Here is a 26172-nt window from a genome sequence, read left to right on the forward strand (position 1 = left end):
CCGCTTAACGCTTTCGGTATAGGCGGGGGCCCCTTTTAACACCGCTCAGCGGCGGGCGACCGCCCAGGCGATCACCGCGACGAGGATCAGACCGTTGAGCGCGGCCAGCACGAGGTACGCGGCCGGCGGAATCCTGCGGCCCTTGCGGACGAAGCTCACCAGCACGCCCGCGTAGACGAGCAGCAGCACGGCGACGACGATCAGGAAGTACAGCACCGGCACACCCTACCGGCCGGTGCGCAGCCCCAGCCCGCGCAACTCCAGCGCGGCGAGCGCGTCCACGGTCGCGTCGTCGCCGCGCCGCCACGCCTCGGCCACGTCCGGCGCGATCCGGTTGAGCTTCGACAGCGGCTGGCCGGCGAGCGCCCGCAACGCCAGCAGGTCCCGGCCGCCCGGCGCGGCGGACATGGCCTTCGCCGCGCCGGCCCGGCGCATCCACCGCACCCGCAGCGGCAGCCAGCCGACGAGCACCAGCCCGAGGGGGAACACCAGCACCGCCACGGTCAGCGCCACCGCGAGCTGGCCGACCAGCTCCTGCTGGTCGCGGCCGGCGTCGGCCATCGCGCGGGCGGCGTCGGCGGCCCGGGTGAAGGGCGCGGTCAGCTCGTCGCCGACAAGCGGCACCCGGCCCACCTTGCCGCCGGCCTCGGCCAGGTTGTCGGCGAGTCCGCCGCCGGCCCCCTCCAGCTTCTGCCCGGGTACGGCGAGCTTCTCCACCAGGTCGTGCACCCAGAACCCGAAGCGGATCGCCGCGTACACCCAGACGACCACGAGCAGATCGGTGAGGAGCTGGCGGAGGGCGGTCGGAAAGCGGTCGGCGTAGATCTTCACGCCGCACAGCCTGCCACGGCGTGGCCGCGGCGGCACCGGTCGGTTTTACCGGCCGGCGCAGGCCGGACAGGTGCCGAAGATCTCCAGGGTGTGGCTGACCTCGGTGAAGCCGTGCTCGGCGGAGATCCGGTCCGCCCACTTCTCCACCGCCGGGCCGGCCACCTCGACGGTACGACCGCAGCCCCGGCACACCAGATGGTGGTGGTGGCCGCCGCTGCACCGCCGGTAGAGGTGCTCGCCGCCCGGCGGGCGCATCACGTCGATCTCGTCGGCGTCGGCGAGCGCCTGCAACGTCCGGTAGACCGTGGTCAACCCGATCCGGTCGCCGCGCCGGCGCAGCATGGCGTGCAGGTCCTGGGCGCTGTGGAAGCCCTCGACCTCGTCCAGCAGGGCGCTCACCGCGCTGCGCTGCCGGGTGGTGCGTGGGGTGCCGGTGGTCATGCCGGTCCCTCCCCGGCGTGGCTGACCGCGTCCGCCACGATGTGCGCGACGTGCTCGTCGACCAGGGCGTACGCGATCTCCCGACCGCGCCGGGAGCCGCGCACCACGCCGGCCCCGCGCAGCACCCGCAGGTGCTGGGAGACGAGTGGCTGGGGCGCGCCGAGCTTCTCGACCAGCTCGTGCACGCAGCGCTCGCCCTCGGCCAGCTCGCTCACGATGGCGAGCCGGATCGGGGCGGAGAGGGCGCGCAGCAGATCCCCCGCGCCCTCGAAGACGTCGTACCCGTTGGAGCCGGTCACCCCGTAACGATAACCAGTGTCGGCTGTGCCGGCCTCATCCGAGCACCACCTCGTGCTCGGCCGGCTCGACCGCCGCCTGCGTCGCCGTCGGCCGGACGCGCCGCCGCACCGCCCGCCCGCCGGCCGCCAGCAGCGCCACCACCAGGAACGAGCCGATCGCCACCAGCACCACCGAGGCGCCCGGCGCGGTGTCCGCGGTGGCGGCCACCCAGATCCCGGCCCCGGCGGCGAACAGGCCCAGCGCCATGGCCGCCGTCATGGTCGACCGGAAACCGCGCGTCACCTGCTGGGCGGTGGCCACCGGCACCACCATCAGCGCGCTGATCAGCAGCACCCCGACCGCCCGCATGGCGATGGTCACCGTGATCGCGGTACCCACCGCGATCAGCAGGTTCAGCGCCCGCACCGGCAGGCCGGAGACCCGCGCGTACTCCTCGTCGTGGCAGACCGCGAACAGCGCCGGACGCAGCACCAGCATGGTCACCAGCAGCACCGCGCCGAGCACGCCGATGGTGACCAGGTCGGCCGGCGACGTCGTGGTCAGCGACCCGAAGAGGTACGCGTTGAGCGACCCGCTGCTGGCGTCGGAGAGCCCGACGAGCATCACGCCGCCGGCGATGCCGCCGTAGAACAACAGCGCCAGCGCGAGGTCGCCGGAGGTGCGCCCGTACGCGCGGACCAGCTCGATGACGACCGCGCCGAGCGTGGCGGCGAGCACCGCCACCAGCACGGGGGAGCGGTTGAGCAGCAGCCCGGCGCCGACGCCGGTGAGCGCCACGTGACCGATGCCGTCACCGATCAACGCCAGCCGGCGCTGCACCAGATAGATGCCGAGCGCCGGGGCGGCCAGCCCGATGACGAGCGCGCCGACGAGCGCGCGGAGCATGAAGTCGTACTGGAAGAGGTCCATCTCAGATGCCTGTCCAGAGCCCGGCGGGCTCCTCGTCGCAGTGCGGGTGCACGTGCTCGTGGTCCGGGTCGGCGTGGTGACCGGCCGGCTCGGGCACCGCGCCGTCATGGGCGATCCCGCCCCGGTGCACCACCACCGCCCGGCTGATCAGCGGGCGCAGCGGCCCCAACTCGTGGGCGACGAGCAGCACCGTGCCGCCACCGTCGCGGAACATCCGCAGGGCACCGGCGAACGCCTCCTGACTGGCCGCGTCCACCCCGGCGGTCGGCTCGTCGAGCACCAGCAGCTCCGGCCCGCCGGCCAGCGCCCGGGCGATCAGGACGCGCTGCTGCTGACCGCCGGAGAGGGTGGCCACCGGATCACCGGCCCGGTCGGCGAGCCCGACCGCGCGCAGCGCCTCCGCCACCGCCTCCCGGTCGGCCCGCCGAGCCGGCCGGAGCACCCCCCGGCGGGCCAGCCGCCCGGACGCCACCACCTCGGCCACCGTGGCGGGTACGCCGCCGCCCGCGCCCAGCCGCTGCGGGACGTACCCCACGCGGTGCCACTGCCGGAAACGGCGCTGGGGGGTGCCGAACAGGGTGACCGACCCGGCGCCCAGCGGCACCAGGCCGAGCGCGGCGCGGACGAGCGTCGACTTGCCGGAGCCGTTGGCGCCGAGCACGGCGACCACCTCGCCGGCGGCCAGCGCCAGCGAGACGTCGCGCAGCACCGGCCGGCCGTCGTAGCCGACGGTGGCGTGGGTGATCTCGAGTACGGGTGCGGTCATGAGCAGTCCAGGGCGGTTCGCAGGGTCTGGAGGTTGGCGCGCATCGCGGAGAGGTAGTCGCCCTCGGCCGGCGGGCCCTCGATCGGGTCCAGGACCGCGGTGCGCGCACCGACCTCGCGGGCGATCGTCTCGGCGACCTTCGGGCTGACGAGCGTCTCGAAGAAGATCGTGCCGGCCCGGTGCTCCCGGGCCTCCTCCGCCACCTCGGCGAGCCGCTGCGGGGACGGCTCGGACTCGGGGGTGAGGCCGGTGAGACCGATCTGCTCCAGCCGGTAGCGCTCGGCCAGGTAGCCGAAGGCGGTGTGACTGGTCACGATCTCCCGGCGCTGGCAGGTGCGCAGGCCCTCGGCGTACTCGGTGTCGAGTGTCGTCAGCTCGCCCCGCAGTGCGCCGGCGCGGGCGGTGTAGTCGGCGGCGTGGTCCGGGTCGACCGCGCCGAGACGCTCGGCGAGCCGGTCGCCGACGGTGGCCAGCCGGGTCGGGTCGAGCCAGAGGTGCGGGTCCTTGCCGCCGCCCTCCTCGTGCCCGGCCTCCTCCTGGTGCCCGCCCTCGCCCTCGTGCTCGTGGCCGCCGGCGGCGGCGTCGCGCAGCGGCGCCACGCCCGCCACGTCGAAGGCGCGGTCGCCGCCGTTCTGCTCGACCGCCTCGTCCACGGCCGGCTGGAAACCGGTCAGGTAGACGATCAGCTCGGCGTCGACCACCTGGCCGACCTGGCGGGGGTTCAACTCCAGGTCGTGCGGCTCCGCGCCGGGCTTGGTCAGGTTGCCGACCACCACCCGGTCGCCGCCGATCCGCTCCGCGAGGAACTGGAGCGGGTAGAACGCGGCCACCACGTCGACCCGGTCCGGGTCGCTTCCCCCGCCCCCGCCGTCCGAGCAGGCGGCCAGACCACCGAGCGTGAGCAGGGCGGCGGTGGCGGCGGCGAGGACGCGGGGCGTGGCACGAGCGGTCATGGGACCAACTGTCCGCGATAACGAAAATTATTGTCAAAAACGCATGATTGCATGTCTGCGCAGGTCAACCGGCGCTACTCAGCCGACCAGCAGCTTGGCCAGCGCCACCGCGATCAACAGGGCGAGCATCAGCAGCCGGAGCATCCGCGTCGCCGGCGCCTGCACCGGCCAGGTGACCGACATCAACCAGACCAACCCGGCGGCCAACGCCAGCAGCAGGACGCCGCCGGCCGGGCCGGGCGCGAAGAGGCCCACAAGCACCAGCACCAGCGCGGCGAGGAACACCGCCGTCGGGTTGAGCCGGGCCAGGCGGGACAGCACGGGACTCTGCGTACGCTGCATGCCACAGACTCTACGAGGAGGAACGCCGTGCTGGTCACCAACCGGTTCGTGGTGGAAGCCGAAACGGTGGACGAGTTCACCCGGGAGGCGCACGCGGCGCTGGCCGCGCTCGCCGCCCGACCCGGCTACCTGCGCGGCGAACTGCTGCGGGCGCTCGACGACCCGGCCCACTGGTGTCTCATCACCGAGTGGGAGTCCGTCGGGGCGTACCGGCGTGGGCTCGGCGGGTTCGACGTCAAGATCACCGCCGTGCCGCTGCTCGCCCGATCGGTGGACGAGCCGTCGGCGTACGAGACGCTCGCCAGCGCCGCCCCGCAGGGCGAGATCGTCGTCGCCGCAAGCGATCGTGCCGCAGGTCCTTACCGCTGACTCCCGGGGCACTACCCTGGCGCGTATGACCGCTCCCGGACCGGCCGCGCCGCCCCCGCCACCCGTGCCGCCCGGCGCACCGCCGGTGGACCCGGGCGTGCCCGCGCCGCCGCCCGGTCCCGGCGTCGCCCCGCCGTTCGCCGCCCCGCCGACCGAGGGGCGGCGAGCCCGGCTCTGGCTCGCCCTCGGCGTCGGCGCACTGGCCGTGCTGCTCTGCTGCGGCGGGGGCGGCGCCGCGGTGATCGGCCTGGGCGTGAGCAACGTGCAGGCCGTCGGGGAGCAGGGCCGGGCCGTCACCGACGACTACTACCAGGCGCTCGTCGCCCGGGAGTGGACCAAGGCGTACGCCCAGCTCTGCGACGACGCCCGGCGGCGCGAGTCCCGGCCCGAGTTCGTGCAGCGGGTCGCCACCGAGCCGCAGATCTCCGGCTACCGGGTGGGCAAGGTCGACACCACCACGCTCACCGTGCCGGTGGACGTCACGCTCGCCGGTGGCCGCCGGGAGGCGCAGACCGTGACGCTGGCCCCCGACCGGCAGACCGGCGGCATGGAGGTCTGCGGGGTGAGCTGACCGGGCCCCGGTATTCTGCTGGGCTCGGGACCGAGGCGGTCGTACCGTGGTCCCATTCCATCCGACTCGACCGCGCCGACCGCCAGCCGGCGTAGGAGGAAACATGCCAGCCGACCGAATTGACGCCGTCGTCAGCCTCGCCAAGCGCCGAGGCTTCGTCTTCCCCTCCAGCGAGATCTACGGGGGCACCCGGTCGGCTTGGGACTACGGCCCGCTCGGCGTCGAGCTGAAGGAGAACGTCCGCCGCCAGTGGTGGAAGACCATGGTCCAGCAGCGCGACGACGTCGTCGGCCTAGACTCCGCGGTCATCCTGGCCCGCAAGGTCTGGGAGGCGAGCGGCCACATCGCCGAGTTCGTCGACCCGCTCACCGAGTGCCAGTCCTGCCATCGGCGGTTCCGCGCCGACCACCTGGAAGAGGCGTACGAGGCCAAGCACGGCAAGCCGCTGACCTCGCTCACCGAGCTGAACTGCCCCAACTGCGGCAACAAGGGCACCTTCACCGAGCCGAAGATGTTCAACGGCCTGATGAAGACCTACCTGGGCCCGGTGGAGAGCGACGAGGGCCTGCACTACCTGCGCCCGGAGACCGCCCAGGGCATCTTCGTCAACTACAAGAACGTGGAGACGGTCGCCCGCAAGAAGCCGCCGTTCGGCATCGCGCAGACCGGCAAGTCGTTCCGCAATGAGATCACCCCGGGCAACTTCATCTTCCGGACCCGCGAGTTCGAGCAGATGGAGATGGAGTTCTTCGTCGAGCCGGGCACCGACGAGCAGTGGCACGAATACTGGCTTCAGGAGCGCTGGAACTGGTATCTCGACCTGGGCCTGTCCGAGGAGAACCTGCGCTTCTACGAGCACCCGAAGGAGAAGCTCTCCCACTACTCGAAGCGCACCGTCGACATCGAGTACAAGTTCCGGTTCGGCGGCAGCGAGTTCGCCGAGCTGGAGGGCATCGCCAACCGCACCGACTTCGACCTGTCCACGCACAGCAAGCACTCCGGCGTCGACCTGTCGTACTTCGACCAGGGCAAGGGCGAGCGCTGGATGCCGTACGTGATCGAGCCGGCCGCCGGCCTGACCCGCGCGGTGCTGGCGTTCCTGCTCGAGGCGTACGACGAGGACGAGGCGCCGAACACCAAGGGCGGCGTGGACAAGCGCACCGTCATGCGGTTCGACCCGCGGCTGGCCCCGGTCAAGGTGGCGGTGCTGCCGCTGTCCCGCAACGAGGCGCTCTCGCCGAAGGCCAAGCAGCTCGCCGCCGACCTGCGCAAGCGGTGGGTGGTCGAGTTCGACGACTCGCAGGCGATCGGTCGCCGCTACCGCCGGCAGGACGAGATCGGCACCCCGTTCTGCGTCACGGTCGACTTCGACACGCTCGACGACGACGCGGTGACCGTCCGCAACCGGGACACCATGGCCCAGGAGCGCGTGGCGCTCACCCAGGTCGAGCGCTACCTGATCGAGCGCCTCCCCGGCTGCTGACGTGTGTAAGGCGGGGGCCCCTCTTAACGCATTTGGTAGAGGAAGGGCCCCCGCTTAACACCCCGCCGCCGGGGCGGCCTGGACCGCGACGGCGGCGGCGAGACCGGGGCGGGAAGCGTGCGCCTGCTCCACCGTCCGGCGTACCCGCCGGGGCTCGCGGCGGATCTGCGCCGGGGTGAAGTGCAGGGTCATCACCCCGAGCCGGCTCAGCTCGTTGTGGCGGTCGAGCGTGCGCGCCCAACCGTCCGGGCTCAGGTGGTATTCCCGCGAGTCGACCTCCAGCGCCAGCGCCGACTCGGCAAGATAGCCGTCGGGTGTCGGGAGGGTGCACCCGTCACCTGTCGTCAGTCGTGGGTTCCACAGGATCTCCGGGAGCAGCCGGCTCCCGGCGAGACAGTCCCGCAACTCGGCCTCCGGAGCGGAGCGGGCGCCGGCGGTCACCTCGTGGAACGCCTTCCGGATCAGCGCCGTACGGCTGCGCCGGGCCCGGATGATCTCCTCGTCCAGGGCGGCCAGGTCGGTGAAGCTCCGTTGGACGGCCTCGGCCACGATCGCCCGTACCGTCCGCAGGTCGCGCAGGTCACGGGCGGCGTCGACGACGGACCGCGCGGGCGAGCAGACCGGGTAGTGGGCGGTCGCCCGCGCGTTCGGATCGAGCGACAGGGCCCGGGACACCAGCACGTGACCTGTCGACTTGCGGCTCGTCGAATGCGGAACGAGCAGGTGTACGTCGGTGGTCCGCGGGCTGTATCGGAAGCCGTACCAGGAGAGCGCGGACAGCCCGGTCAGTTGGGCGCCCCGGCCGGCGTACAGGGCGGCGGAGATCCGCCGCTGCTCGTCGGTGAGCACGCCGGTGACCAGGGCATAGGTCGCCGGCAGCACGCGCTGCCAGCGGCCCCGGCGGGTTTGTCGGTAGATGAACATGTCGTCGTAGCCGGCTTGCAGCAGTTGGACGCGCGTGACCAGGTCCTGCTGGCGGTGCGCGATGTCCGCCAGCCGGGGCGGGTGATCGACCATGCGGCAAGCGTGGGCGACGGGCGGGTGTTCGTGCTGCCCGTCGCCCACGTCCTGTGGATACCGGCCCGCTTGTGGAAACCCCGCACCTCCCACCGGCGCTGTGATATGCGCCGGTGTTAAGCGGGGCCCCCGCCTATGCAGAAAGCGTTAAGCGGGGGCCCCTCCTTACACTTGGGCGGTGGATGAGCTGAAGATCGGGCCGTATGCGGTGTGGCCGCCGGTGGTGCTCGCGCCGATGGCCGGGATCACCAACGTCGGCTTCCGGCGGCTCTGCCGGGAGCAGGGCGGCGGCATCTACGTCTGCGAGATGATCACGACGCGGGCGCTCGTCGAGCGGAACCCGAAGACGCTGCGCATGATCGCCTTCGGCGCCGAGGAGAAGCCCCGCAGCCTCCAGCTCTACGGCACCGACCCGGAGATCACCGCCGCCGCCGTGCGGATCGTGGTCGAGCGGGACCTCGCCGACCACATCGACCTGAACTTCGGCTGCCCGGTCCCGAAGGTGACCCGGCGGGGCGGCGGCTCGGCCCTGCCGTGGCGACGCCGGCTGTTCGCCCGGCTGGTCCGGGCCGCGGTGGACGCCGCGTCACCCGCCGGGGTGCCGGTCACGGTCAAGATGCGCAAGGGCATCGACGACGACCACCTGACGTACGTCGAGGCCGGGCTGGCCGCCCAGGACGCGGGCGTCGCCGCGGTGGCCCTGCACGGGCGTACGGCCGCGCAGCGCTACTCGGGGACCGCCGACTGGGACGCCATCGCCACGCTCAAGGCGGCGCTCGACGTGCCGGTGCTCGGCAACGGCGACATCTGGGAGGGCGAGGACGCGCTCCGGATGGTCGCCCACACCGGGGTCGACGGCGTGGTGGTGGGGCGTGGCTGCCTGGGCCGGCCGTGGCTCTTCGCCGACCTGGAGGCCGCGTTCGACGGCCGGGTCGACCGGCGGTTGCCCACCCTCGGCGAGGTGGCGGTGACCATGCGCCGGCACGCCGAGCTGCTGGTGGAGCAGTTCGTGGCCGGGGCGCGCAACCCGGCCCGGGGTGAGCGGGACGGCTGCACCGACTTCCGCAAGCACGTGGCCTGGTATCTGAAGGGCTTCCCGATCGGCGGCGAACTGCGTCGCTCACTCGCCATGATCGAAAGCCTGGCGCAGCTCGACGACCTGCTCGGCAAGCTCGACCCGGCCGTACCCTTCCCGGTCGAGACGCTCGGCCAGCCACGAGGCCGCACCAACTCCCCGGGGAAGGTCTTCCTGCCCGACGGCTGGCTGGCCAGCCGCGACGACGACACCCCGCCGGAGGGCGCGGAGCTGGACGACTCCGGCGGCTGACGCCGAAGGGCCCGACCCCCGTTCGGGGTCGGGCCCTCCGCTGTCGGTCGGTCAGTCGGTCAGGAGGTCGAGTAGCCGCGGGTGGCGATCCAGTCGGCCAGGTTGTCCACGCTCATCCGGTAGGAGGCCATGTTCGGGTTGGCGCTGTCGGCGATGGTCACGACCTTGCCGTCGTCGCGGTAGCCGATGACGCTGATGTAGTGGCCGCCCTCGAAGGAGTGGGTGTTGCCGTCGGTGTCGGTGGCGGTGCCGACGATGTTGGCCACGACCGCCCGACCGTTGTCCACGGTCTTGACGATGTCGGCGCGCAGCGTCTCGGTCTGCTTCTCGTCCGCCTTCGAGCTGCGGATCTCCACCGAGCGGTAGGCGTCCTTGGCGCCGGTCTCCTTGTTCAGCACCGGGGTGATGTCGTTGATGCTGTTGGTGCCGCTCTCGGTGGTGCCCATCTCGCGGGCCATGGCGTCTACGTCGATGTTCTTGCCCTGCACGGACAGGGCGTTGCGGGCGGCGGCGGGGCCGCAGAAGTAGAAGTTGGGCTGCGCCTCGTAGCGCACGTCCAGCTCCCGCTCGCCGTGGCCGCCCTTGCGGTCGGCGACGACGACGGCGGCCTTCTCGGCCGGAGCGGCGTGGGCGGCGATGGCGGGGCCGGCGATGCCTCCGGCGGTGGCGGCGATACCGGCAGCGGTCAGAACGGTCTTGCGCAGCAGAGTGGTAGCCATGATCGGTTGCCTCCCTGGTCGGGGGTACGCGGCGGGGTGCGCCGCATGGGGGAAAGAGTGCGGTGGGGCATCGGCTCGGGGGTGTAACGACCGGCGGCCCGGGGTCATTCCCCGCCGGCTCCGGCCGGGCACGGGGTGGCTGGCGAGCGGGTGCGGCGCGGTCAGCCATGTACAACACGCCGACCCCGACAGCGATTCCGCCGCCACGGTGACGCCCACCACCCGCCCACCCGCCCACGCTGCGACGAATGTCCCCAGCGTCCGTTTCAAGCCCGCCCCGCCTCAGCCCCACCCCAACGCGGATTCACGGAAAGAGGGGCTGTCCGAGCTCGTTTAGCCCCTCTTTCCGTGAAACAGGCCGTCGGGGCGGGTGGTGGGGTGGGGGCGGTCAGGGGGTGGTGGGCGCGCTGTCGCGGGTGGGCTGGGTGGGGACGGCGGCGTGCGGCCAGGGGATCTCCGGGGCGGGGTGGAAGGTGATTCCGGCCGTGGCCCAGCGCGGGCCCTGGCCGGCGAGCCGTTCCCGGAAGCCGGCCCAGGCGTGTGTCGAGCGGGGTGACCAGCCCAGCTCGGCGATGGCGGGCAGGCGCGGGAAGAGCATGAATTCGACCTCGGCGCGGTTGGTGACCGACTCGGTCCACAACGGCGCCTCCACACCCAGCACGGCCTCGGCCGGTACGCCGTGGACGTGACTGCCGGGATCCCAGTCGTACGCCCGGCGCACGTCGATGAGGCCGGCCCAGTCGTGTCCGATCGGTGTGTCCGGGGCGTATTTCATGTCCAGATATGCGTGGTTGGCCGGGGAGAGGATCAGTCGAGCGCCCCGGCGTACCGCGTCGGCCGTTTCCGGGTCGTCGCCGTTCGTGCCCCACCACTGGAGGACGCGCCCGTCGGCGTGCCCGGCCGGGGCGAGCTGGTGCCAGCCGACGACGGTCTTGCCGGTGGCCGCGACCAGGGCCTGGGCCCGCTCGACGAAGGCCCGGTAGCTCTCCGCCGGCACCTTGAACGCCTCGTCGCCGCCGAGGTGCAGCCACGGACCGGGGGTCAGCGCGGCCACCTCCCCGAACACGTCGGCGACGAAGGCGTACGTCCGCTCGTCGGCCGGGTCGACGTAGCTGAAGCCGACCTCGGTGTCCGTGTACGGCGGCGGCGCGATCTTGCTGGGGGCCAGCTCGGGGTAGGCGACGAGCGCCGCGTTGGTGTGCCCCGGCAGGTCGATCTCGGGTACCACGGTCACGTGGTGGCGGGCGGCGTACGCGACGATGCGCCGGTAGTCGTCCCGGTTGTACCAGCCTCCAGGGCCGCCGCCGACCGCGGTGGCGCCACCGACCTCGGCGAGCCGGGGCCACGAGTCGACGGCGATCCGCCAGCCCTGGTCGTCGGTGAGGTGCAGGTGCAGGTGGTTGAGCTTGTACCGGGACAGGTGGTCGATCACCCGCAGCACGTCCGCCACCTCGAAGAAGTGCCGGGCGACGTCGAGCATGACGCCCCGGTAGGCGAAGCGCGGCCGGTCGACGATCGTGCCGCCGGGGACCGTCCAGCGCTCTCCGGTCGGGGTGGCGCTCTCGATCGCCGCGGGCAGGAGCTGCCGCAGCGTCTGCGCGCCGTGGAGCAGGCCGGCCGCCGTGTCGGCCGTGATCCGGACGCCGCCGGCCGTGACGTCGAGGCGGTAGCCCTCGTCACCGAGCCCAGCACCGTCGACCGACCCTGCGCCGAGCCCTTGGCCCGCCTCGCCGTCCGCCCCTGCGCCGAGCCCTGCGCCGGGCCCGCCACCGTCCGCCGACCCGCCGCCGTCCGGCCATGCGCCTAGCCCTTCGCCCGGCCCGCCGGCGTTCGACGCGAGGGTGAGCGTCAGCGGGCCGTCCGCGTCGGGATCCGTGGTGTCGGTCACCGGGAGCGGGTAGCCGGTGGCCGGGCGCAGCCAGCCGGCGAGCTGCTCGGCCACGTCCCGGCCGGCGGGGCCCACCCGCAGCACCGCGCCGGCGCGCAGGGTGAAGTCGCCGGCCGGGTCGGGCCGGACGTGCTCGGGGGCGGGCACCACGTCGTGGAGGCGGACCGGCGCGGGCGGGGCGAGCAGGTCGGCGGCCCGGTCACTGGCGACGCCGGCCAGCCCGGCGGCGTCCGTGGGCACACCGGGCAGGCGGTGGACAGGGGTCGGACCAGCCGACGTCGGGCCGGTCTCGGGGCTGGTGGGGCTGGTCGGCACGGCAGCGCTCCGAGGGGGTATTCGTGCGGGATATGGCAAAGGTGAGGTTCGGCGATATCCAGTGCCGTCAAGGGTACGAGGTGAATCGGAATTGCGTGTTCCTGCTCGTGGAAGCGTTCCCAAAAACCGGTACGGACGCGGGCAGGGGTGACTGTTGTGCCAATAGTCACCGAACGGTCCCAGGTCCCGCGAAGGTCGCTTAACCTTCGCCCACCGATCGCTGACGAGCCGGGATTACCGGTGGTAGCTCCCGGGGTAGGTCCGAACTGAACCTTCGTTAAGTGTCAATGGCGCGCGTGGGAGGCTCTGGTGGCATCGCAAGAAACGGTCGAGCACAAGTACGTCTACGACTTCGCCGAGGGCAACAAGGACCTCAAGGACCTGCTCGGTGGCAAGGGGGCCAACCTGGCCGAAATGACCAACCTCGGGCTGCCCGTCCCGCCCGGCTTCACCATCACCACCGAGGCATGCCAGGCGTACCTGACGACCGGGCACGAGCCGGACGGGCTGGCCGGGCAGATCGAGGCGCACCTGGAGGCGCTGGAACGCGAGATGGGCCGCCGCCTCGGTGACCCGGACGACCCGCTGCTGGTCTCCGTACGCTCGGGCGCCAAGTTCTCCATGCCCGGCATGATGGAGACCGTCCTCAACGTCGGCCTCAACGACCGCAGCGTCATCGGCCTGAGCAAGCAGGCCGGGCAGAACGACAGGTTCGCCTGGGACTCCTACCGGCGGCTGATCCAGATGTTCGGCAAGACCGTCTGCGAGGTGCCGGGCGAGGAGTTCGAGCACGCGCTCGACGAGGCCAAACGCGCCAAGGGTACGCACAACGACCTCGACCTGGACGCCGACGACCTGCGCGGGCTCGTGGACCGATACAAGAAGATCTTCGCCAAGCACACCGGGCGGGAGTTCCCGCAGGAGCCCCGGGAGCAGCTCGACCTGGCCATCCGCGCGGTCTTCGACTCGTGGAACGCGGAGCGGGCCATCCTCTACCGCCGGCAGGAGCGCATCCCGGCCGACCTCGGCACCGCGGTCAACGTGGTCTCCATGGTCTTCGGCAACCTCGGGCCGGACTCCGGCACCGGCGTCGCGTTCACCCGCGACCCGGGCAGCGGCGCGCAGGGCATCTACGGCGACTACCTGGCCAACGCGCAGGGCGAGGACGTGGTCGCCGGCATCCGCAACACCGTGCCGTTGCAGGAGTTGGAGCAGCTCGACAAGACCTCCTACGACGAGCTGCTCGGCATCATGGCCCGGCTGGAGGAGCACTACAAGGATCTCTGCGACATCGAGTTCACCATCGAGCGCGGCAAGCTCTGGATGCTCCAGACCCGGGTCGGCAAGCGCACCGCCGCCGCCGCGTTCGTCATCGCCGGGCAGCTCGTCGACGAGGGCCTGATCGACCTGGACGAGGCGCTGCACCGGGTCAACGGCGCGCAGCTCGCCCAGCTGATGTTCCCGCGCTTCCAGCTCGACCACGACTTCGAGCCGGTGGCCACGGGCATCGGCGCGTCGCCGGGAGCCGCGTCCGGCAGGGTGGTCTTCACCTCGGCCCGCGCCGTCGAGCTGGCCGCCGAGGGTGAGTCGGTGATCCTGGTCCGCCGGGAGACCAACCCGGACGACCTCACCGGCATGATCGCCGCGAAGGGCATCCTCACCTCGCGCGGCGGCAAGACCAGCCACGCCGCCGTGGTGGCCCGGGGCATGGGCAAGACCTGCGTCTCCGGCGCCGACGCGCTGGAGGTGAACGTCCCGGCGAAGAAGTTCACCGTCGGCGGGCACACCGTCGGCGAGGGGGACGTGGTCTCGATCGACGGCACCACCGGCAAGGTCTACCTCGGTGAGGTGCCGGTCACGCCGTCCGAGGTGGTGCAGTACTTCGAGGGCGAACTCGACCCGGAGACCACTGACGATCCGCTGGTCCGCGCCGTACACCGGGTCATGACGCACGCCGACTCGGCGCGGCGGCTGCGGGTCCGGACGAACGCCGACACCGGCGCGGACGCGGCGCGGGCCCGGCGCTTCGGCGCCGAGGGCATCGGCCTGTGCCGCACCGAGCACATGTTCCTCGGCGACCGCCGGGAGCTGGTCGAGCGGCTCATCCTCGCCGGCGGCGGCCGGGAACGGGAGGACGCGCTGGCCGCGCTGCTGCCGTTGCAGCGCGACGACTTCGTGGAGATCTTCCGGGAGATGGACGGCCTGCCGGTCACGGTGCGGCTGATCGACCCGCCGCTGCACGAGTTCCTGCCGCCGCTGGAGCAGCTCGCGGTGAACGTCGCGGTCGCACAGGAACGCGGTGAGGACGTGGCGAAGGAGGAGGCGCTGCTGTCCGCCGTCCGGCGGATGCACGAGGAGAACCCGATGCTGGGCCTGCGCGGGGTCCGGCTCGGCCTGGTCATCCCGGGCCTGTTCGCGATGCAGGTCCGCGCCATCGCCGAGGCCGCCGTCGCGGTGACCCGCGACGGCGGGTCGGCCCGTCCGGAGATCATGGTGCCGCTGGTCGGGGCCGTGCAGGAGCTGGAGACGGTACGCGCCGAGGCCGAGCGGATCATCGCCGAGGTGGTCGGGGACAGCGGCGTCGAGGTGCTGATCGGCACGATGATCGAGGTGCCCCGGGCGGCGCTCACCGCCGGGCAGATCGCCGAGGCGGCCGAGTTCTTCTCCTTCGGCACCAACGACCTGACCCAGATGGGCTGGGGCTTCTCCCGCGACGACGTGGAGGGCGCGTTCTTCTGGCGCTACCTGGAGCTGGGCATCTTCGGCATCTCGCCGTTCGAGTCGATCGACGCGGACGGGGTCGGCCGGCTGGTCCGGATCGCCGCCGAGGAGGGCCGGGCGGCCCGGCCCGGGCTGAAGCTCGGCGTCTGCGGCGAGCACGGCGGCGACCCGGACTCGGTGCACTTCTTCCACTCGGTCGGGCTGGACTACGTCTCCTGCTCGCCGTTCCGGGTGCCGGTGGCCCGGTTGGAGGCCGGGCGGGCGGCCGTCAGCACGACCGGTTCCGACTCACGCTGAGCACGCCCGCGCGGGCCGTCGGTGACCACCGGCGGCCCGCTGGCGCGCCGATCCGGGCACTCCGGCGTAACCTGAGCTTCCGCCACGTGTCGATCAGGAGGGGTGGCCGCATGACCGCCGTCTGGGAGAACCTGACCGTCGATGCCCAGGACCCGTCCCGGCTCGCCCGCTGGTGGGCGGAGGCGCTCGGCTACCAGGTGGTCACCGACAAGCCGGACGAGGTGGAGATCCGCCGGACTCCGGACACGCTCCCCGGCCTCGTCTTCGTCCCGGTGTCCGGGACGAAGCAGGGAAAGAACCGGCTGCACATCGACCTGCGCCCGACCGACCTGGAGGCCGAGGTGGAACGGCTCGTCGACATGGGCGCGCGGCACGTCGACCTCGGGCAGGGCGACGTGGAGTGGACCGTGTTGTCCGACCCGGAGGGCAACGAGTTCTGCGTTCTCCGGGAGCGCGAGGAGTGAGCCGGTGTTGCGAGCCCCGCAGTCGTGACCTTCGGGCCCTGCGCCAGCGAAACCCCGTTGCACGCTGACGACGCGGCCCGGCTGGTCGCCGAGACGCCCAAGGACACCGGGTACGGTCGGTCGCCGTTCGAGCGGGACCGGGCCCGGGTGCTGCACTCGGCGGCGTTCCGCCGGCTCGCCGCGAAGACCCAGGTGCACGCCGCCGGCACCGACGACTTCCTGCGTACCCGGCTGACCCACTCGCTGGAGGTGGCGCAGGTCGCCCGCGAGATGGGCGCCCGCCTCGGCTGCGACCCCGACGTGGTGGACACCGCCGGGCTGGCGCACGACCTGGGCCACCCGCCGTTCGGCCACAACGGCGAGTACGCCCTGGACGAGCTGGCCGCCGCGTGCGGCGGCTTCGAGGGCAACGCGCAGACGCTGCGGGTGCTCACCCGGTTGGAGGCCAAGGTGCTCACCCCGGACGGGCGGTCCGCCGGGCTCAACCTCACCCGGGCGACGCTCGACGCGGTCGGCAAATACCCGTGGCCGCGCCGGCCGGGAGAACGCAAGTTCGGCGTGTACGCCGACGACCGTCCGGTCTTCGACTGGCTGCGCGCCGGGGCCCCGCCCGGTGGCCGGCGCTGCCTGGAGGCCCAGGTGATGGACTGGGCCGACGACGTGGCGTACTCGGTGCACGACGTCGAGGACGGCATCCACGGCGGGTACGTCGACCTGCGCCCGCTGCTGGCCGAGGAGGACGAGCGGCGGGCGCTCTGCGCCGACGTGGCGTCCGCCTACTCCGGGGAGGCGCCGGAGGACCTCGGCGAGGTGCTGGCCGAGCTGCTCGCCGACCCGGCGCTCGCCCCGCTCGCCGCGTACGACGGCAGCCATCGGGCGATGGCCGCGCTGAAGGCCACCACGAGCGTGCTCACCGGCCGGTTCGTCTCGACCGTGGTGGCCGCCACCGAGACCCGCCACGGCGCCGGGCCGCACCGCCGCTACGCCGCCGACCTGGTGGTGCCGCGCCGGATCCGGGCGCAGTGCGCGCTGCTCAAGGGCATCGCCCTGCGCTACGTGATGCGCCGCCCGGGCTCCCGGGGCCGCTACGACAGGCAGCGGGCGATCCTGGCCGAGTTGGTCGCCGCGCTGCTCGACCGGGCCCCGGACGCGCTCGACCCGGTCTTCGCCCCGCTCTGGCGCGACGCCGCGGACGACGCCACGCGGCTGCGCGTGGTGATCGACCAGGTGGCCTCGCTCACCGACCCGGCGGCGCTGGCCTGGCACGCCCGGCTGGTGTCGCCGAGCTGACCGCCCGGCCGGCGGGACCGGCCGGCTGGTGAGGGTAGCCTAACCGGCATGACGGAACGCCCGAAGTCGCTCACCGCCGCCACGGTCGTCCGGACCGCTCGGCCCACCCCGCACCTGATCCGCCTCGTGCTGGGCGGCACCGAGCTGACCGGCCTGCCGGTGGGTGCGTACACCGACCACTACGTGAAGTTCGTCTTCCCGCCGGACGGCGTCACCTATCCGCACCCGACCGACCTCGCGACCATCAAGCGGGAGTTCCCGGCGCAGCAGTGGCCGCGGCTGCGCGCGTACACGGTGCGGGCCTGGGACGCGACGGCCGGTGAGCTGACCGTGGAGGTGGTCCACCACGGCGACGAGGGGCTGGCCGGCCCGTGGGCGGCGGCGTTGCGTCCCGGCGACCGGGTGTTGTTCACCGGGCCCGGCGGCGCGTACGCGCCGGACCCGACGGCCGACTGGCACCTGCTGGCCGGCGACGAGAGCGCGCTGCCGGCGATCGCCGCCGCCCTGGAACGGCTGCCGGCCGGCGCGCCGGCCCGGGTCTTCGTCGAGGTGGCGGGTCCCGCCGACGAGCTGCCGCTGGCCGGCGCCGGCGCGGTCGAGCTGCGCTGGCTGCACCGGGCCGGGCGTCCGGCCGGCGCGGCGCTGGTCGAGGCGGTCCGGGCGCTGGAGTTCCCGCCCGGTCGGGTGCACGCGTTCGTGCACGGCGAGGCCGGCGCGGTCAAGGAGCTGCGCCGCCTGCTGCGGGTGGAGCGCGGCGTGCCCCGGGCCGACCTGTCCATCTCCGGCTACTGGCGGCGCGGCCTGGACGACGAGGGCTGGCGCTCCACGAAGCAAACGTGGAACGCCGAGGTGGAGGCCGAGGAGTCCGCCGCCGTCGCGGCCTGAGCTGGGCTTCCTGATCCGTTCCGCCCCGCCGTGGCCCCCGGTCCGCCGAGGATGGGGCCATGGCGGAACAGGTACGGGACCGGCCCGCGACGCAGCCGGCCGACCGGGTGGTGCTCGGGCTCGGTGTGGCCGGGGTGCTGGCCGTGGTGGCCTGGGGGGTGTTCGCGCGCGGTTCCCTGGCGTCGTTCGGCACGGCCGGGCTGGACTGGACGATCACCACGTTCGGCTGGTTCTTCGTGGTCGCCGCCGACGCCTTCCTGGTGCTGGCGGTGGTGCTCGCCGCGTCCCGGTTCGGTCGGATCCGGCTGGGCGCCGACGACGACGAGCCGGAGTTCAACGGGCTGGCCTGGATCGCCATGATGTTCAGCGCCGGCATGGGCATCGGCCTGGTCTTCTTCGCCGTCGCCGAGCCGATCGAGCACTACGCCGCGCCCCCGCCCGCCTCCGGCGTCCAGCCGCAGACCGGCGGCGCCGCCGCGGCGGCCATGCAGTACACCCTCTTCCACTGGACGCTGCACCCGTGGGGCATCTACGCGATCGCGGCGTTGGCGCTCGCCTACTCGACGTTCCGCAAGGGGCGGGGCAATCGGATCTCGTCCGCGTTCGCGCCGCTGCTCGGCACGCGCACGGACGGTCCGATCGGCCGCGCGATCGACCTGTTGGCCGTCTTCGCCACCGTGTTCGGCTCGGCGACCAGCCTCGGGCTCGGCGCGCTCCAGGTGGCGGCGGGTCTGGACCTGGTAGCCGGCGTGCCGGACAGCCGGACCGTCGAGCTGGTGATCATCGGAGCGCTCACCCTGGCCTTCGTGTTCTCGGCCTTCTCCGGCCTGCACCGCGGGGTCAAGTGGCTGTCCACCACCAACGTGCTGATCGCCGTCGTGCTGATGCTGTTCGTGTTCGTGGTCGGTCCCACCGTCTACACGCTGGAGGTGCTGCCGGCGGCCGTCGGCGACTACCTGAGCGGGCTGGTACGGATGTCGACCCGGACCGGGGCGTTCTCCGACCCGGCCTGGCTGGGCTCCTGGACGATCTTCTACTGGGCGTGGTGGATCTCCTGGGCGCCGTTCGTCGGCACGTTCATCGCCCGCATCTCCCGGGGGCGTACGGTGCGGGAGTTCCTCGTCGGGGTGCTGCTGGTGCCCAGCGGCGCCAGCGCGGTCTGGTTCGCGGTGATGGGCGGCACCGCGCTGCGGACCCAGGCCACCGGCACCCGGGATCTGGTGGCCGACGTGGGCGCCGGTTCGGAGCAGGCGCTGTTCGGCCTGCTGGACGCGCTGCCGCTGGGCACGGTGACGAGCGTGCTCGCCATGGTGCTGATCGCGCTCTACTTCGTCACCAGCGCCGACTCGGCGTCCCTGGTGCTCGGCTCGCTGAGTTCGCGTGGGGCGTTGCGGCCGCACCGCGCGGTGGTGGTGCTCTGGGGCGTACTCATCGGCGCGGTCGCGGCGGCGCTGCTGCTGGTCGGCGGCCTGGACGCGTTGCAGCAGGCCACCATCATCGTCGCGTTGCCGTTCGTGGTGGTGATGCTGGGCCTGGCGGTGTCCCTGGTCCGGGAGATGGCCGCCGACCCGAGCCTGCGTGCCGGGGCCCGGCCGCGCCGGTCGGGCCTGGCTGCCGCGGTGCGTGCGGCCCGGTCGTACGAGGAGGAGGAACCACCGCCGGTCACCCGCTGGCTGCATCACCCCCGGCGCTGAGCTCGATCGAGCCGTTCCCACGGATCGGCGACGCCCCGGCCGTCCGCTCGGCCTGAGCCGGCGGGGGTGGGCGTCGTGGGCCACCCGCCCGTGCCCCCGGCCGCCGGATCGTCGGTCCGGCAGGGCAGGATGTACGCCGAGGGGGTGGCGGTCATGGCGGGGCGGATCCGGGACGAGGACATCGCGCTGGTCCGCGAGCGCACCGCCATCGCGGACGTCATCTCCGAGGTGGTGACGCTCAGGTCGGCCGGTGGCGGCAACCTCAAGGGGCTCTGCCCGTTCCACGACGAGAAGAGCCCGTCGTTCAACGTCTCGCCCGCCCGCAACGTGTTCTACTGCTTCGGCTGCGGGGTCGGCGGCGACGCGATCAAGTTCCTGATGGACGCCGAGCACCTCGGGTTCGTCGAGTCGGTCGAGAGCCTCGCCGCCCGGGCCGGCATCCAACTGCGCTACGTCGAGGACGACAGGTCCACGCCGCGTGCCCGCCCGCAGCAGGGGCAGCGGCAGCGCCTGGTGGCCGCGCACGCCGCCGCCGTCGAGTTCTACGCTGCCCAGCTCGGCGCCGCCGGCGCCCGGCCGGCCCGGGAGTTCCTCGCCAACCGCGGCTTCGACCGGGCCGCCGCCGAGCGCTACGGCTGCGGGTTCGCCCCCGACGGGTGGGACCTGCTCACCAAGCACCTGCGCCAGCGGGGCTTCACCCACGACGAGCTGGTCACCGCCGGCCTGTCCCGTCCGGCCCGGTCGGGCTCGCTGATCGACCGGTTCCGGCGCCGCCTGATGTGGCCGATCCGGGACATCACCGGCGACGTGATCGGCTTCGGCGCTCGCAAGCTGTTCGACGACGACGACGGCCCGAAATACCTCAACACCCCCGAGACGCCGATCTACAAGAAGTCCCACGTCCTCTACGGCATCGACCAGGCCAAGCGGGAGATCGCCAAGCAGGGCAAGGTGGTGGTGGTGGAGGGCTACACCGACGTGATGGCCTGCCACCTCGCCGACGTCCCGACCGCGGTGGCGACCTGCGGCACCGCGTTCGGCTCGGACCACATCTCGGTGCTGCGCCGGGTGCTCTTCGACAGCGACGAACGGGCCGGCGAGATCATCTTCACGTTCGACGGGGACGCCGCCGGCCAGAAGGCCGCGCTGCGCGCCTTCGAGGACGACCAGCGCTTCGTCGGGCGCACCTTCATCGCGGTCAGCCCGGACAACATGGACCCGTGCGACCTGCGGCTGGCAAAGGGCGACCTGGCCGTCCGCGACCTGGTGGCCCGCCGCGAGCCGCTCGTGGACTTCGCCCTCCGGCACGTGATCACCCGGTTCGACCTCGACACCGTCGACGGCCGGGTCGAGGCGATGCGCCGGGCCGCGCCGCTGGTCGCGAAGATCAAGGACCTGGAGAAACGCCCGGAGTACGTCCGCAAGCTCGCCGGCGACCTCGGCATGGAGATCGAGCCGGTGCAGCGCGCCGTGCTCACCGCCGCGCACGGTGAGCCGGCCGGTGGCCGTCCCGCGCCGTCCCGCCCGGGGCCCGCCACACCGGCCGTGGACAGCCCGCGGTCGATGGTGGAGCGGGAGGCGCTGAAGCTGGCGCTCCAGGAGCCGGTGCTGGCCGGCCCGATGTTCGACGCCGTCGAGGTCACCGACTACCAGCACCCGGTGCACGCCGCGGTCCGCGCCGCCGTCGCCGAGGCCGGCGGGGCGGCCGGCGCCACCGGCGGCGCGGTCTGGATCGAGCGGGTCCGCGACGCCTGCGCCGACCTGGCCGCGCAGGCCCTGGTGGGCGAGCTGGCGGTGGAGCCGCTGCGCATCGACGGCGAGGTCGACCCGAGGTACGTCTCGGTCACCATGGCCCGGTTGCAGTGGAGTTCGGTCACCGGCCGGATCCGGGACCTCAAGTCGAAGATCCAGCGGATCAACCCGGTGAGCAACAAGGACGAATACTTCGCCCTCTTCGGCGAGCTGCTCTCGCTGGAGCAGCACGCGCGGGCGCTACGCGAGCAGGCCGCGGGAGGACTGTGATGGGCCTCTTCCGCCGCCGCCCGAAGCTGCCGCCGGCCGACCGGCCGCCGCTCGCCGCCGACGAGCGGGTGCTCGCCTGGGCCGCCGCCGGCAACGGCGAGGGCGACGGCGTGCTGGTCGCCACCAACCGCGGGCTGTGGCTGCCCGGTCGCGGTGAGCGCCTCGGGTGGCACGACATCCTCAAGGCGATCTGGTCCGGCCGCGAGCTGACCGTCACCCCGGCCGAGCCGGCCGGCGAGCGGGACGGCTACCTCGTGGTCGCCGACGCCCCGGCCGAGTCATACCTGCTACTCGACCCGGGCGACCTGCCGCACCAGGTGCGGGCCCGGGTGACCGGCTCGGTGGCGTACACCGCGCACCACCCGGTGCCCGGCGGCGCCGGCCGGATCGCCGCCCGGCGGGTGTCCGGGGTCGACGGTCTGACCTGGACGGTGCGCTACGACCCGGGCACGCCGGCCGACGACGAGGCGGTGGCCGCCGAGACGGGCCGGCTGGTCGCCGAGGCCCGCGCCGCCACCACGCCTGCCGACGTCTGAGCGTGACCGGCGCGGGTTCGGGTGGATGGCCTCGGCCCTCGCGCGGACCTCAGGCGTGGGCTGAAACGTCCGATCACACCTTGAGGACGTCCACGTCGTACAGCGCTATCGACGTGTCGCGGGAGGCGAGGGTCAGCCCTTCGCAGATTGCCTGTGCCACAAGCATGCGGTCGAAGGGATCGCGGTGGTGCGATGGCAGGCGGCCGGCGGCGATGACGTGGGCGTGGGTCACCGGGAGTTCCCGGAAGCCCATGTCTCTTACCCGCTCGGCGAGGTCAGGGGGGCCGGCGAATTTCCCGGTGCTCTGTTTGATGGTGATCTCCCACAGGGTGACCGGGGAGAGGAAGATGTCCGGCTCGTGGCGCAGTCGGTCGAGCAGTTCGGTGCCGAGGGTCGGGTCGCCGGTGATGGCCCAGAGCGCGACGTGCGTGTCCAGCAGCAGGTTCATGCGCCGATGCCGAAGTCGTCGGCGATCTCGGCGTTGGTCTGTGGTGAGTCCCAGTCACCGGAGAGGTCCAGTTGGCCGGCGAGGGAGCCGACCGCGGTGCGGTTGACCCGCCGGACCAGCGGCACGACCTTCGCCACCGGGGTGCCTGCCCGGTCGATGATGATCTCCTCGCCGTGTTCCACCCGTTCGATGATGCGTGACAGGTGGGTCTTGGCATCATGCATGTTGTAGTGCACGGCCTCAGCCGACATGGCGCAGACCCCCTCGCTTAGCTAAGGGGTTAGTCTAGCCTGCTCGGCCGCGTGGTCACCGTATTCTTCAATGGCAGCGGCACGGCGCGGGGTGGCCCGGGCGGGCAGGTCCAGCTCGACGCCTCCGTGCGTGGCGAACCGGTCGGTGAGCGCGCTGAACAGGTCGGCTCCCGGTGCGCCGTCGGCAACGGCTGCGGCAGGAGGGAGCCGTCACTCTCTGCCACTCTCAACATATATCGCACCCCGGGTCTTGCGGCAAGACCCGGGTGGTGCCGCAGACTCTCCGTTCGACGCCGTGACCTGGCGAAACCGAACGGGGGAGTCCATGATCGACGTGATCATCGTGGGTGGCGGGCCGACCGGCCTGATGCTGGCCGCCGAGCTGCGGCTGCACGACGTGGGCGTGGTCGTGCTGGAGCGGGAGCCGGAGCCGACCACGGTGGTCCGCTCACTCGGCCTGCACGTGCGCAGCATCGAGGTGCTGGCACAGCGCGGCCTGCTGGAGCGGTTCCTCGCGGCCGGGAAGACGTTCCAACTCGGCGGCTACTTCGCCGGCATCGCCAAGGCGTGGCCGCCACGGATGGACACCGCGCACGGCTACATCCTCGGCATTCCGCAACCCGTCACCGAGCGGCTGCTGGCCGGGCACGCCATCGAGGCCGGCGCCGAGATCCGGCGGGGGAGCGACCTCGTCGGGCTGGGCCAGGACGAGGGCGGGGTGACCGCCGAACTGGCCGACGGCACCCGGTTGCGTTCACGCTATCTCGTCGGCTGCGACGGCGGTCGCAGCACGGTGCGCAAGCTGCTGGGCGTCGGCTTTCCGGGTGAGCCCACCCGGCACGAGACGCTGCTGGGCGTGATGGAGCTGACCGCGCCGCGGGACGAGGTGGTCGCCGTGATGACGGAGGTACGCAGGACGCAGTTGCGGTTCGGCGCCGGGCCGGTCGGGGACGGGGAGGGGCTGTACCGCGTGGTCGTGCCCGCCGCCGGCGTGGCGGAGGACCGCACCGCTCCGCCGAGCTTCGAGGAGTTCCGGCAGCAGTTGCGGGCGACCGCCGGCACCGACTTCGGGGTGCACTCGCCACGCTGGCTGTCCCGCTTCGGTGACGCCACCCGCCTCGCCGATCGCTACCGGGTCGGCCGGGTGCTGCTGGCCGGCGACGCGGCGCACGTCCACCCGCCACTTGGCGGACAGGGGCTCAACCTCGGTCTCCAGGATGCGTTCAACCTGGGCTGGAAGCTGGCCGCGGAGGTCGGCGGGTGGGCGCCGGCGGGACTGCTGGACACGTACGAGTCCGAGCGGCGGCCGGTGGCCGCGGACGTGCTCGACAACACCCGCGCGCAGACGGAGCTGATGTCCCTGGACCCGGGCCCGCAAGCGGTGCGGCGGCTGCTGACGGAGCTGATGGACGTCGAGGAGGTCAACCGCCACCTGATCGAGAAGATCACCGCGATCTCGGTCTGGTACGACCTCGGCGAGGGCCACGAACTGCTCGGCCGCCGGCTGCGGGACGTGCGGCTCAAGCGGGGCAGCCTGTACGGGCTGATGCACGCCGGCCGTGGGCTGCTGCTGGACCAGACGGGCCGGCTCTCGGTGGCCGGCTGGGCGGATCGGGTCGACCACGTCGTCGACGTCAGCGAGGAGCTGGACGTGCCCGCCGTGCTGCTACGGCCGGACGGGCACGTGGCCTGGGTCGGTGACGACCAGCGGGAGCTGCTCGACCGGCTGCCGCAGTGGTTCGGGGCCGCGGACGGCTGATCCGCCGCTCAGACCTCCGCCGCCAGCACGTTGGGCAGGTCTCCGAAGCGGGCCTTCGCGTCTCGGCTCAGGATGACTCGTCCGGTCTCGGCCGCGTGGGCGGCGATGATCAGGTCGTGGGCGCCGCGTGGTGCCCCGGCGCGGCGTACGTGCGCGATGAGTCGGGCGTGGTGGGCGGCGGTCGCCTCGGTGTAGTCGAGGACGTCGACCGCGCTGACGATCGCCGCCAGGGCTCGCGCCCGGTCGGCCGCGCGAGCGACGGTGTCGGCCAGTTCGATGCCGACCCGGTATTCGGCGACGGTGACGGCGGCGATCGCCAGCTCGTCCTCGTCGAGCGAGGCGCGGTCGAGTGTGCCGCGTTCGTAGGCGATGAGGACGTTTGTGTCGAGGATCAGGCGTCGGCCCACGGATCCGTCCGTTCGCTCGTGACGTAGCCGAGGGCGTCGGCGATATCCCGTTCGAAGTGATCATCGGGTGACGGGACGTCGGTCAGTGCGGCTCGAAGGTCGCGACCGGTGCGACGATGCGCTGGATGGATCTCCGCGATCGGGCGGTTCCCGCGCGTGACGACGACGCTCTCGCCGCGCTCGATCGCATCGAGGAGATCGGAGAATCTCCGCGAGGCTTCGGTGGCCGAGATGGTACGCATGACCGGAGTATATCTGATAATCAGACCACTCGACCGCCGCCGCGGCTCACGACGCCGTCGCGACGCGCACCGGCACCTGCATCTCGGTCACCCACCTGTCGAACTCGTCCGGCGGGCAGTCCAGGTAGACCTCCCGGGCGAAACCCGGTTCGACCGCCCGGTGACCGTGGTCGTCGATCCAGTTGGCGATCTTCTGCCCGGTCCGGAACGCCTCCGACATCGGGCCGTGGTGCAGCGCTGTCGCCGCGTACCCGATGGGGGGAAGCGTGACCACCTCGAAGCCGGCGGCCGGAGGCTCGTCGGCCGTGCCGATCGGGAACGCCGCGTGCACCCGGATCGTCTCGTCGCCGGGCTCGGACGGCGCCGGCTCGTACCAGGCGATCGGCGCGCCGGTGATGGCGATCCCGTGCCGCTCCAGCGACTCCATCAGCCGGGGATAGAGCGGCGTGAGGTTCTCGGTGATCGACGTCGGGTGGTCGTAGCCGGCGGCGGTGCCGGACAGTTGCGCCACCCGGATCGCCGGGATGTTCTTCAGGACGACGTCTCCGGTGTCCATGTGCCCCTCGCTCTCGATCATGCGGAGTCGCGCGTCGACCTGGGCCAGGCGGGCGGTGTCCTGCCGCATCCGCGCGGCCAGTTCGGCCCGGCGCAGGCGCAGCATGCCGCGCAGCTCGGCGGGATCCACCTCCTCGTCGATGAGCGTCTGCACCTGCTGGAGGCTGAAGCCCAGATCCTTCAGGGCGGTCACCCGGTTGAGCAGGCGCAGTTGCACGGCGGTGTAGAAGCGGTAGCCGCTGTGCGGGTCGACGTGGGCGGGACGCAACAGGCCGATGGCGTCGTAGTGGCGCAGCATGCGCACCGACACCCGGCCCAGGCCGGCGAACTCTCCGATACTGAACATGGTCCGCTCAGCATCGGCCCTGAC

The 26172-nt window shown here is 72.7% G+C and carries 28 protein-coding genes; 12 read left to right on the top strand and 16 right to left on the bottom strand.

Annotated elements, in window-relative coordinates; genetic code table 11:
- Window positions 1–45 precede the first annotated feature (45 nt).
- The 8 genes from O7602_RS05610 to O7602_RS05645 form a co-directional block, all read right to left on the bottom strand.
- Window positions 46–216, bottom strand: coding sequence for a hypothetical protein (locus O7602_RS05610; RefSeq protein WP_281587149.1), 171 nt, complete (start codon window positions 214–216; stop codon window positions 46–48).
- Between the two features lie 9 nt (window positions 217–225).
- Window positions 226–831 (bottom strand): hypothetical protein, encoded by a 606-nt coding sequence (locus O7602_RS05615; RefSeq protein ID WP_281587150.1) that lies wholly within the window; start codon window positions 829–831, stop codon window positions 226–228.
- Between the two features lie 45 nt (window positions 832–876).
- The gene (locus tag O7602_RS05620) at window positions 877–1272 is read right to left on the bottom strand and encodes a transcriptional repressor (protein ID WP_281587151.1); all 396 of its coding nucleotides are present in this window, start codon (window positions 1270–1272) and stop codon (window positions 877–879) included.
- A complete protein-coding gene (locus O7602_RS05625) occupies window positions 1269–1571 on the bottom strand; it encodes a metalloregulator ArsR/SmtB family transcription factor (RefSeq protein WP_281587152.1) in 303 nt (100 codons plus the stop codon). The genes O7602_RS05620 and O7602_RS05625 overlap by 4 nt, the downstream gene beginning before the upstream one ends.
- Before the next feature lie 34 nt (window positions 1572–1605).
- Window positions 1606–2481 (bottom strand): metal ABC transporter permease, encoded by an 876-nt coding sequence (locus O7602_RS05630; RefSeq protein WP_281587153.1) that lies wholly within the window; start codon window positions 2479–2481, stop codon window positions 1606–1608.
- A 1-nt stretch (window position 2482) separates the two neighbouring features.
- A complete protein-coding gene (locus O7602_RS05635) occupies window positions 2483–3247 on the bottom strand; it encodes an ABC transporter ATP-binding protein (RefSeq protein WP_281587154.1) in 765 nt (254 codons plus the stop codon).
- Window positions 3244–4200: a metal ABC transporter substrate-binding protein gene (locus O7602_RS05640; protein ID WP_281587155.1), complete on the bottom strand. Its 957-nt coding sequence runs from the start codon at window positions 4198–4200 to the stop codon at window positions 3244–3246. Before O7602_RS05640 ends, O7602_RS05635 begins: the two co-directional genes overlap by 4 nt.
- 78 nt (window positions 4201–4278) lie before the next feature.
- Window positions 4279–4542 (bottom strand): DUF6703 family protein, encoded by a 264-nt coding sequence (locus O7602_RS05645; RefSeq protein WP_281587156.1) that lies wholly within the window; start codon window positions 4540–4542, stop codon window positions 4279–4281.
- A 27-nt stretch (window positions 4543–4569) separates the two neighbouring features.
- On the opposite strand from O7602_RS05645, the gene O7602_RS05650 reads away from it, so the two are divergent.
- The 3 genes from O7602_RS05650 to O7602_RS05660 all read left to right on the top strand — a co-directional run bounded on the left by O7602_RS05650 (window position 4570) and on the right by O7602_RS05660 (window position 6965).
- A complete protein-coding gene (locus tag O7602_RS05650; protein ID WP_281587157.1) occupies window positions 4570–4911 on the top strand; it encodes an antibiotic biosynthesis monooxygenase family protein in 342 nt (113 codons plus the stop codon).
- 97 nt (window positions 4912–5008) lie between these two features.
- A complete protein-coding gene (locus O7602_RS05655) occupies window positions 5009–5482 on the top strand; it encodes a hypothetical protein (protein WP_281590136.1) in 474 nt (157 codons plus the stop codon).
- Window positions 5483–5585: 103 nt separating this feature from the next.
- Complete coding sequence (locus O7602_RS05660; RefSeq protein ID WP_281587158.1) at window positions 5586–6965, top strand: glycine--tRNA ligase; 1380 nt, start codon at window positions 5586–5588, stop codon at window positions 6963–6965.
- Between the two features lie 54 nt (window positions 6966–7019).
- Here the strand turns inward: O7602_RS05660 and O7602_RS05665 are convergent, their stop codons facing one another.
- Window positions 7020–7982: a type IV toxin-antitoxin system AbiEi family antitoxin domain-containing protein gene (locus O7602_RS05665; RefSeq protein ID WP_281587159.1), complete on the bottom strand. Its 963-nt coding sequence runs from the start codon at window positions 7980–7982 to the stop codon at window positions 7020–7022.
- Window positions 7983–8217: 235 nt separating this feature from the next.
- On the opposite strand from O7602_RS05665, the gene dusB reads away from it, so the two are divergent.
- On the top strand, window positions 8218–9309 hold the full coding sequence (gene dusB, locus O7602_RS05670) for a tRNA dihydrouridine synthase DusB (RefSeq protein ID WP_281590138.1): 1092 nt from the start codon (window positions 8218–8220) through the stop codon (window positions 9307–9309).
- Window positions 9310–9368: 59 nt separating this feature from the next.
- Here dusB and O7602_RS05675 read toward each other — a convergent pair whose 3' ends face one another.
- Entirely contained in the window at window positions 9369–10028 is a 660-nt protein-coding gene (locus O7602_RS05675; protein WP_281587160.1) for a C39 family peptidase, read from the bottom strand.
- A 388-nt stretch (window positions 10029–10416) separates the two neighbouring features.
- Entirely contained in the window at window positions 10417–12156 is a 1740-nt protein-coding gene (locus O7602_RS05680; RefSeq protein ID WP_281587161.1) for a family 20 glycosylhydrolase, read from the bottom strand.
- Window positions 12157–12540: 384 nt separating this feature from the next.
- On the opposite strand from O7602_RS05680, the gene ppdK reads away from it, so the two are divergent.
- From ppdK to O7602_RS05715, 7 genes are all read left to right on the top strand, one after another.
- Window positions 12541–15249 (top strand): pyruvate, phosphate dikinase, encoded by a 2709-nt coding sequence (gene ppdK, locus O7602_RS05685; protein ID WP_281587162.1) that lies wholly within the window; start codon window positions 12541–12543, stop codon window positions 15247–15249.
- A gap of 110 nt (window positions 15250–15359) precedes the next feature.
- Entirely contained in the window at window positions 15360–15713 is a 354-nt protein-coding gene (locus O7602_RS05690; protein ID WP_281587163.1) for a VOC family protein, read from the top strand.
- Window positions 15714–15770: 57 nt separating this feature from the next.
- Entirely contained in the window at window positions 15771–17003 is a 1233-nt protein-coding gene (locus O7602_RS05695; protein ID WP_281587164.1) for a deoxyguanosinetriphosphate triphosphohydrolase, read from the top strand.
- A 48-nt stretch (window positions 17004–17051) separates the two neighbouring features.
- On the top strand, window positions 17052–17888 hold the full coding sequence (locus tag O7602_RS05700; RefSeq protein WP_281587165.1) for a siderophore-interacting protein: 837 nt from the start codon (window positions 17052–17054) through the stop codon (window positions 17886–17888).
- Window positions 17889–17947: 59 nt separating this feature from the next.
- Window positions 17948–19582, top strand: a complete 1635-nt coding sequence (locus tag O7602_RS05705; RefSeq protein WP_281587166.1) for a BCCT family transporter — start codon at window positions 17948–17950, stop codon at window positions 19580–19582.
- A gap of 129 nt (window positions 19583–19711) precedes the next feature.
- Window positions 19712–21604 (top strand): DNA primase, encoded by a 1893-nt coding sequence (dnaG, locus tag O7602_RS05710; RefSeq protein WP_281590140.1) that lies wholly within the window; start codon window positions 19712–19714, stop codon window positions 21602–21604.
- A complete protein-coding gene (locus tag O7602_RS05715; protein ID WP_281587167.1) occupies window positions 21604–22140 on the top strand; it encodes a hypothetical protein in 537 nt (178 codons plus the stop codon). Before dnaG ends, O7602_RS05715 begins: the two co-directional genes overlap by 1 nt.
- Before the next feature lie 73 nt (window positions 22141–22213).
- Here the strand turns inward: O7602_RS05715 and O7602_RS05720 are convergent, their stop codons facing one another.
- Both O7602_RS05720 and O7602_RS05725 read right to left on the bottom strand, forming a co-directional pair.
- Window positions 22214–22588 (bottom strand): type II toxin-antitoxin system VapC family toxin, encoded by a 375-nt coding sequence (locus O7602_RS05720; protein WP_281587168.1) that lies wholly within the window; start codon window positions 22586–22588, stop codon window positions 22214–22216.
- On the bottom strand, window positions 22585–22839 hold the full coding sequence (locus O7602_RS05725) for a type II toxin-antitoxin system prevent-host-death family antitoxin (protein WP_281587169.1): 255 nt from the start codon (window positions 22837–22839) through the stop codon (window positions 22585–22587). Before O7602_RS05725 ends, O7602_RS05720 begins: the two co-directional genes overlap by 4 nt.
- A 325-nt stretch (window positions 22840–23164) precedes the next feature.
- Between O7602_RS05725 and rox the strand changes: the two genes are divergently transcribed.
- Window positions 23165–24598, top strand: coding sequence for a rifampin monooxygenase (rox, locus tag O7602_RS05730; RefSeq protein ID WP_281587170.1), 1434 nt, complete (start codon window positions 23165–23167; stop codon window positions 24596–24598).
- 8 nt (window positions 24599–24606) lie between these two features.
- On the opposite strand, the gene O7602_RS05735 is transcribed toward rox, so the two are convergent.
- The 3 genes from O7602_RS05735 to O7602_RS05745 are packed head-to-tail and all read right to left on the bottom strand — an operon-like array spanning window position 24607 to window position 26148.
- Complete coding sequence (locus tag O7602_RS05735; RefSeq protein ID WP_281587171.1) at window positions 24607–25005, bottom strand: PIN domain-containing protein; 399 nt, start codon at window positions 25003–25005, stop codon at window positions 24607–24609.
- Complete coding sequence (locus O7602_RS05740; protein ID WP_281587172.1) at window positions 24990–25247, bottom strand: type II toxin-antitoxin system prevent-host-death family antitoxin; 258 nt, start codon at window positions 25245–25247, stop codon at window positions 24990–24992. The genes O7602_RS05735 and O7602_RS05740 overlap by 16 nt, the downstream gene beginning before the upstream one ends.
- A gap of 46 nt (window positions 25248–25293) precedes the next feature.
- Window positions 25294–26148, bottom strand: a complete 855-nt coding sequence (locus tag O7602_RS05745) for a MerR family transcriptional regulator (protein WP_281587173.1) — start codon at window positions 26146–26148, stop codon at window positions 25294–25296.
- Window positions 26149–26172: the final 24 nt, after the last annotated feature.

It is taken from the genome of Micromonospora sp. WMMD1128 (genome assembly GCF_027497235.1).
Lineage (GTDB): Bacteria > Actinomycetota > Actinomycetes > Mycobacteriales > Micromonosporaceae > Micromonospora.

Coding starts and splice junctions, on each gene's coding strand:
- O7602_RS05620 (WP_281587151.1), bottom strand. CDS start 1,272: ATGACCACCGGCACCCCACGCACCACCCGGCAGCGCAGCGCGGTGAGC.
- O7602_RS05630 (WP_281587153.1), bottom strand. CDS start 2,481: ATGGACCTCTTCCAGTACGACTTCATGCTCCGCGCGCTCGTCGGCGCG.
- O7602_RS05635 (WP_281587154.1), bottom strand. CDS start 3,247: ATGACCGCACCCGTACTCGAGATCACCCACGCCACCGTCGGCTACGAC.
- O7602_RS05640 (WP_281587155.1), bottom strand. CDS start 4,200: ATGACCGCTCGTGCCACGCCCCGCGTCCTCGCCGCCGCCACCGCCGCC.
- O7602_RS05645 (WP_281587156.1), bottom strand. CDS start 4,542: ATGCAGCGTACGCAGAGTCCCGTGCTGTCCCGCCTGGCCCGGCTCAAC.
- O7602_RS05660 (WP_281587158.1), top strand. CDS start 5,586: ATGCCAGCCGACCGAATTGACGCCGTCGTCAGCCTCGCCAAGCGCCGA.
- O7602_RS05665 (WP_281587159.1), bottom strand. CDS start 7,982: ATGGTCGATCACCCGCCCCGGCTGGCGGACATCGCGCACCGCCAGCAG.
- dusB (WP_281590138.1), top strand. CDS start 8,218: ATGGCCGGGATCACCAACGTCGGCTTCCGGCGGCTCTGCCGGGAGCAG.
- O7602_RS05675 (WP_281587160.1), bottom strand. CDS start 10,028: ATGGCTACCACTCTGCTGCGCAAGACCGTTCTGACCGCTGCCGGTATC.
- O7602_RS05690 (WP_281587163.1), top strand. CDS start 15,360: ATGACCGCCGTCTGGGAGAACCTGACCGTCGATGCCCAGGACCCGTCC.
- O7602_RS05700 (WP_281587165.1), top strand. CDS start 17,052: ATGACGGAACGCCCGAAGTCGCTCACCGCCGCCACGGTCGTCCGGACC.
- O7602_RS05705 (WP_281587166.1), top strand. CDS start 17,948: ATGGCGGAACAGGTACGGGACCGGCCCGCGACGCAGCCGGCCGACCGG.
- dnaG (WP_281590140.1), top strand. CDS start 19,712: ATGTACGCCGAGGGGGTGGCGGTCATGGCGGGGCGGATCCGGGACGAG.
- O7602_RS05715 (WP_281587167.1), top strand. CDS start 21,604: ATGGGCCTCTTCCGCCGCCGCCCGAAGCTGCCGCCGGCCGACCGGCCG.
- O7602_RS05720 (WP_281587168.1), bottom strand. CDS start 22,588: ATGAACCTGCTGCTGGACACGCACGTCGCGCTCTGGGCCATCACCGGC.
- O7602_RS05725 (WP_281587169.1), bottom strand. CDS start 22,839: ATGTCGGCTGAGGCCGTGCACTACAACATGCATGATGCCAAGACCCAC.
- rox (WP_281587170.1), top strand. CDS start 23,165: ATGATCGACGTGATCATCGTGGGTGGCGGGCCGACCGGCCTGATGCTG.
- O7602_RS05740 (WP_281587172.1), bottom strand. CDS start 25,247: ATGCGTACCATCTCGGCCACCGAAGCCTCGCGGAGATTCTCCGATCTC.
- O7602_RS05745 (WP_281587173.1), bottom strand. CDS start 26,148: ATGTTCAGTATCGGAGAGTTCGCCGGCCTGGGCCGGGTGTCGGTGCGC.